The 5,680-nt window shown below is 76.5% G+C and carries 5 protein-coding genes; all 5 read right to left on the reverse strand.

The features are described from left to right. Positions 1 to 1,276, reverse strand: a 1,276-nt coding sequence (gene serS, locus F6X68_RS30050; protein WP_151457410.1) for a serine--tRNA ligase, incomplete at its 3' end; no start/stop codon positions are given. Between the two features lie 149 nt (positions 1,277 to 1,425). Continuing rightward, positions 1,426 to 2,502 (reverse strand): MerR family transcriptional regulator, encoded by a 1,077-nt coding sequence (locus tag F6X68_RS30055; protein ID WP_151457414.1) that lies wholly within the window; start codon positions 2,500 to 2,502, stop codon positions 1,426 to 1,428. A 90-nt stretch (positions 2,503 to 2,592) separates the two neighbouring features. Continuing rightward, positions 2,593 to 3,774 (reverse strand): trans-acting enoyl reductase family protein, encoded by a 1,182-nt coding sequence (locus F6X68_RS30060; protein WP_151457411.1) that lies wholly within the window; start codon positions 3,772 to 3,774, stop codon positions 2,593 to 2,595. A gap of 44 nt (positions 3,775 to 3,818) precedes the next feature. Continuing rightward, positions 3,819 to 4,997 carry a zinc-dependent alcohol dehydrogenase gene (locus F6X68_RS30065; protein ID WP_151457412.1) on the reverse strand — a complete coding sequence of 393 codons (1,179 nt, stop codon included), beginning with the start codon at positions 4,995 to 4,997 and terminating at the stop codon, positions 3,819 to 3,821. After that, entirely contained in the window at positions 4,994 to 5,443 is a 450-nt protein-coding gene (locus F6X68_RS30070) for a hypothetical protein (RefSeq protein ID WP_151457413.1), read from the reverse strand. The genes F6X68_RS30065 and F6X68_RS30070 overlap by 4 nt, the downstream gene beginning before the upstream one ends. Between the last annotated feature and the right edge of the window lie 237 nt (positions 5,444 to 5,680).

Here is a 5,680-nt window from a genome sequence, read left to right on the forward strand (position 1 = left end):
GGGTGAGGCGATCGGTGCCCAGGCGGGCCTGGAGGACCTCGGGGACCAGCACCGAGCCGTCGGGCTGCTGGAACTGCTCCAGGATGGCCGGGAAGAGCCGGCTGGTGGCCAGCGCCGACCCGTTGAGGGTGTGCACGAAGCGGGTCTGCTTGCCGCCCGGCTCGCGGTAGCGGATGGCCGCCCGGCGCGCCTGGTAGTCGCCGGCCCAGGAGACCGACGACACCTCCTTGTACTTGCCGGTGCTCGGCATCCACACCTCGATGTCGAGGGTCTTCTTCATCGACGCGCTGGCGTCGCCCGCCGACAGCAGGGTGCGCTGGTAGTGCAGGCCCAGCTTCTCGACCAGGCTCTCCGCGTGCAGGAGCATCTCCTCCAGCGCGGCGTCGGCCTGCTCCGGCAGGCAGAACTGGAAGATCTCCACCTTGTTGAACTGGTGGCCCCGGACGGTGCCCCGCTCGTCGGAGTGCGACCCGGCCGCCTCGCGGCGGTAGCAGGGGGTGTACGCGAACGCCTTCAGCGGCAGCTTCGCCGTCTCCAGGATCTCGTCCTGGTACGCCCCGAGGATCGCCGTCTCCGAGGTGGGCAGCAGGAACTGCCCGCGCGGGGCGGACTCCCGGTCCAGGTGGTAGACGTCGTCGTAGAACTTCGGGAACTGCCCGGCGGCGAAGCCGGCGGTGTCCAGCAGCAGGTGCGGCGGGAGCAGGAACTCGTAGCCGGCGCCGATGTGCTCGTCGACGAAGAAGTTGAGCAGCGCCCACTCCAGCCGGGCACCCATGCCCGTGTACATCCAGAAGCCCGAGCCGCCGAGCTTGACCCCGCGCTCGTGGTCGACCAGGCCCAGCATCCGGCTCAGCTCGATGTGGTCGCGGACCTTCTCGATCGCTGGCGGCTCGCCGAAGGCCCGGACGACCCGGTTGGCCTCCTTGCCGCCCGGCAGCACGTCGTCGGCCGGCAGGTTGGGCAGCTCGCTCATCGCGGTGCGCAGCCGCGCCTGCACCTCGTCCAGCTCGGACTCCAGCTCGGCGAGCTGCTTGCGCCCCGCCTCCGGCGTGGAGACCTCCGGCTCGGTGCCGGCGCGCTTCGCCGCCGCGTAGGCGCGCGCCTCGGCCTTGCGGCGCTGCCGCTCGCCGTCGATGCCACTGATCAGGGCGCGGCGTTCCTGGTCGAGCCGCTGGATCTCGTCCAGGGCGCGGTTGACCTCGGCGGGATCCAGTCGCTTCGCCAGCGCGGTCGCCACCGCCTCGCGATCCTTCCGGATCAACTCCATGTCGAGCATGCTGCTCCGTACGCTCCGTCCGGACGTCGGGTGGACCCACCGATGCTACCGTCGCGGCCCGGTCGCGCCCGGCCCGGTCTCGACGACCCCGCCCGGCCGGCGTCGCGCCCCCGCGACGCCGGGCACTCGGCCCACGGCCGGCGCGGCGGTCAGAGCCGGATGGGCATCAGGATGGAGAACGCCTCGACGTCGTCCGCCCGGCGCACGGCCAGCGGAGCGATCGGCCCGTCCAGCTCCAGCAGCAACTGGCCCCGGCCGGCCGCGTCGAGGGCCTCCAGCAGGTAACCGCCGTTCACCCCGACGCGGAACGCGTCGGACTCCCCGGCCAGCTCGTCCGCCCCGAGCAGCCGCACCCCGCCCCGGCCGTCCGGGCCGAGCACGGTCACCGCGAGCGGGAGGCCGTCGTGCCGCCGGGTGACGACGGGGGCGTCGGCGCTGGTCAGGGCCGCCCGCAGGGCGTCGGCGTCGACCGTCAGCCGGTGCGCCGGACCGTCGTCGGGCGTCGGGCGGAGCAGCCGGCGGTGGTCCGGGAAGTCGTACGGCAGGACGGCGGCGTCGACCGTGCGGCCGGCGACGGAGACGGAGATCGTGCCGGCGGCCACCGTCAGCCGGGCCTCGGGGGTGCTCCCCGCGCCGGTGTCGAGCAGGGCCCGCACCTCGTCGACGAAGACGACCGGGGCGAGCACCCGCACCGCCGGCCCGTCGACCCGGGCGTCCGCCCGCGCGACGGCCAGCCGGTGCCGGTCGGTCGCCACCAGCCGTACGCCGTCGACGTCGGACTCGAACAGCACGCCGGCCAGCACCGGCAGGTCGGGGTCGGCGCCGACGGCGAAGCGGACCGCGTCCACGGCGGCGGCCAGGTCGGCGCGGGACAGGACGAGACGGGTGGTCATGGCGGGCTCCCCGGGATCGATCAGCGTACGGATCCGGGAGAGCTCCCTGCGGGCGTCGGCGAGACCGTCCTCCAACCGGCGCAGGTGCGCGTCGAGCAGGCGGTGGATCTGGGCCGGCTCGGACCGCAGCGCGGCGGCGATCTCGGCGACCGGCATGCCGACCCGGCGCAGCCCGGCCACCAGCCGGGCGGGGGCCACCTGGTCGCCCGTGTACCAGCGGTAGCCGGTCACCGGGTCGACCAGGGCCGGGGCCAGCACCCCGGCCGAGTCGTAGAACCGCAGGGCGCTCACGGTCAACCCGCTGGCGCGGGCCAGCTCGCCGATGCTGCGCAGGTCGCTCTCCACGGCGCCGATCCTGTCGTCTCAACCTGGTCGAGGGTCAACCCGCGCCGGGCCGGGCGGCCCGACGGTCGGGCCCTGCGCTCAGCGTGGCCGGTCCAGCACCCGGAAGGTCATCCCCGCCCGCACCAGCCGGTCCAGCAGCGCGTCGCCCATCGCCGCCACCGGGGTGACCTGCCCCGCCGTGGCCGGCAGTTCGTCGCCGGCCAGGCAGAGCGCCGACTCGCCGAGCATCTTCGCCGTCTCGTCGTAGCCGGGGTCGCCGCCGGCCACCTCGGTCAGCACCCGCCGTCCGCCGCCCGTGGCGACGAACCGGACCCGGAACCAGGACTTCGCCCGCTGCTGCGGCGTCGGCCCCTGCCCGGAGGCGAGCCGGCCGAGCAGCCAGCGCCGGGTCGGCGGCAGCTTCACCAGCACCACCAGCCCGCCCAGCCCGACGCCGCCGGCCAGCACCGTGGGCAGCCGCTTCACGGCCGCGAAGTGCCGGTAGCGGAAGTCCGGCCCGTACTCCGGGCGGGCGGCGGCCGAGCGGCGGACCACCTGCGGGTCGATGGTCGGCAGCGGCACGATCCACATGCCCAGCTCCTTCGAGCGGGCGAGGCGGCCGGGCACCGCGCGGACCCGCCGCCCGGTCGGTCGCGGCTCGACCTGCCGCCGCTCGCGGGCCGCCCGGGACGCCTCGGCGGTACGGGAGAAGGCGGTGAGCGCCGAGTGGTACGTGCCGGCGGAGAACCGCCCGCCGGCCCGGACGAAGCCGTCGACGGTGATCGGTACGTCGTCCGGCAGGTGCTTGAGCGTGAACCAGACGCCCAGGTCGTGGGGGATCGAGTCGAACCCGCAGGCGTGCACGAGCCGCGCCCCGGTGCGCTCCGCCTCGGCGTGGTGGCGCACGTACATCAGGTCGACGAACTCGGGCTCGCCGGTGATGTCGAGGTAGTCGGTGCCGGCGCGGGCGCAGGCGGCGACCAGCGGCTCCCCGTGGTGCACGTACGGGCCGACGGTGGTGGCCACCACCCGGGCGCTCTCGGCGACCGCCCGCAGCGACTCCGCATCGGTGACGTCGGCGGTGAGCAGGGGCAGCCCGGCCAGCGCCGGGTCGATGGCGGCCAGCCGGTCCCGTACGGCGGCCAGCCTGCCGGGATTGCGCCCCGCGAGCGCCCAACGCAGCCCCGGCGGGGCGTTGCGGGCCAGGTACTCGGCGGTCAGCCCCCCGGTGAAGCCGGTGGCCCCGAAGAGGACGACGTCGTACGTCCGCTGCTCACGCATCCGCCGAGTCTGCCACCCGGCACGGCGGGCCGCAGCGTTGCGCCTCAGCCGGCGGCGGCCGGAAGATCGGGGCTGAGTACGGCGCGGACGCAGCCGTCGGCCCGGTCCCGGAACAGCGCGTACCCCTGCGCCCCCCGCTCCAACGGCAGCCGGTGGGTGGCCAGGTGCTCGGTACGCAGCTCGTCGCGGGCCATCCGCTCCAGCAGCATCGGGATGTAGCGCTGCCCGTGCTGCCGCGCACCCCGCACCGTCAGCCCCTTCTGGGTGACCGCCCCGAGCGGGAAGGTGTCGACGAAGCCGGTGAACTCGCCGAGCAGGAAGACCGAGCCGCCCTTGCGGCAGGCGTGCACGGCCTCGCGGACGGCGGCCGGTCGCTCGGCGCCGCCGGTGAACCGCTCGGCCAGCGACCGGGGGCCGTGCCCGTTCCAGGCCGCCCCGACCGCCTCGACGCACACGTCCGGGCCCCGCCCGCCGGTGCGCTCGCGCAGCTCGGCGACGACGTCGGCGAGCCGGTGGTCGATCGTCTCCGCGCCGGCGTGCCGTTCGGCCATCCGCAGCCGCTCCTCCTCCGCGTCGACGACGACCACCCGTTCCGCGCCGAGCAGCCACGCCGCCCGGGCCGCGAGCTGCCCGACCGCGCCCGCGCCCCAGACCGCCACCACGTCGCCGGGGCGCACCTGGCCGAGGTCCGCGCCCATCCAGCCGGCCGGCGCGGCGTCGGAGGCGAACAGGGCGCGGTCGTCGCTGACCGCCTCCGGCACGGTGAACGCGCCGACGTCCGCGTACGGCACCCGGACGTACTCCGCGTGGCTGCCGGCGAAGCCGCCCATCGCCCGGGGCTGGCCGAACGCCCCGCCGGTGGGATGGCCCCAGGCCGCCTCGGTGACGGCCGGGTCGGCGCTGCCGTTGTCGCAGCAGGAGGGCAGGTCACGCCGGCAGTACCAGCAGCTGCCGCAGGCCACCGACGAGCAGACCACCACCCGGTCGCCGACCCGGTGCCGGCGTACCTCCGGCCCGGCCTCCACCACCTCGCCGAGGAACTCGTGCCCGAGCACGTCCCCGACGGCGAGGAACGGCACCCGACCGGCCAGCAGCGGCAGGTCCCCGCCGCAGGTGGCGCTCTGCCGGACCCGGACGATGACGTCGTGGCCGTTGCGCAGCTCCGGGTCGGGCACCTGCCGTACCGCCAGCTCGCCCGCGCCCACCCAGCACAGCGCCCTCACCGCGGCGGTCCCGGCGGACGGTCGGCCGGCCAGCGGTCCGCGCGGAGCACCTCGCCGGTCTCGGCGAGCTGCTTGACCTCCCACAACGCCCGCCGGACCAGCAAGCCGGGATCGTCGCCGACCAGGTGGGCGGCGAGCCCCGCCGGGGCCGCCGCGCCGGGCACCGGCCGGGCCGCCAGCTCCGTGCCCCGGCAGCCGGGGGCCGGCCGCAGCTCGACCTGCACCGCGCCGCCGAGCCGGCGCAGGGGCTCCGGCCAGCGGCCGCCGGGCAGCACCTCGCCGGGCGGGCGGTCGACGGTCACCACCTGCCAGCGCGCGGGTCGCGGGTCGGCGCCGGCCGCGCGTGGCCAGGCCGACCCGCGCCGCCGTACGGCCAGCGCCCGGCCCGCCGCCGCGACGGCGAGCGCCACCGCGGTCGCGCCCGCCAGCCGTCGTCTCCGATCCACCTCGGCCCCGCCTCCCGGTCCCCTCCCACGCCGGACGCGCACCGGCGCGCGCGGCCGGTTGCCCGCGTAGGACCAGGGTCGGCCGGGGCGGGGTGAAGCCGGCTCCCCCCGAAGGGGTGAACGGGCCCGCGCCGGGTAACCGCGGCCGGCGGGACCTGGGGGAGTGGACGCGTCGGTGGAGGGCGGGGCCGGATGCCGGAGGACGTACGGGACACGGGAGTCGTCGCGGTCGCACCC

Origin of the sequence: Micromonospora sp. AMSO12t (assembly GCF_008806585.1) — a bacterium.
Classification (GTDB): domain Bacteria; phylum Actinomycetota; class Actinomycetes; order Mycobacteriales; family Micromonosporaceae; genus Micromonospora; species Micromonospora reichwaldensis.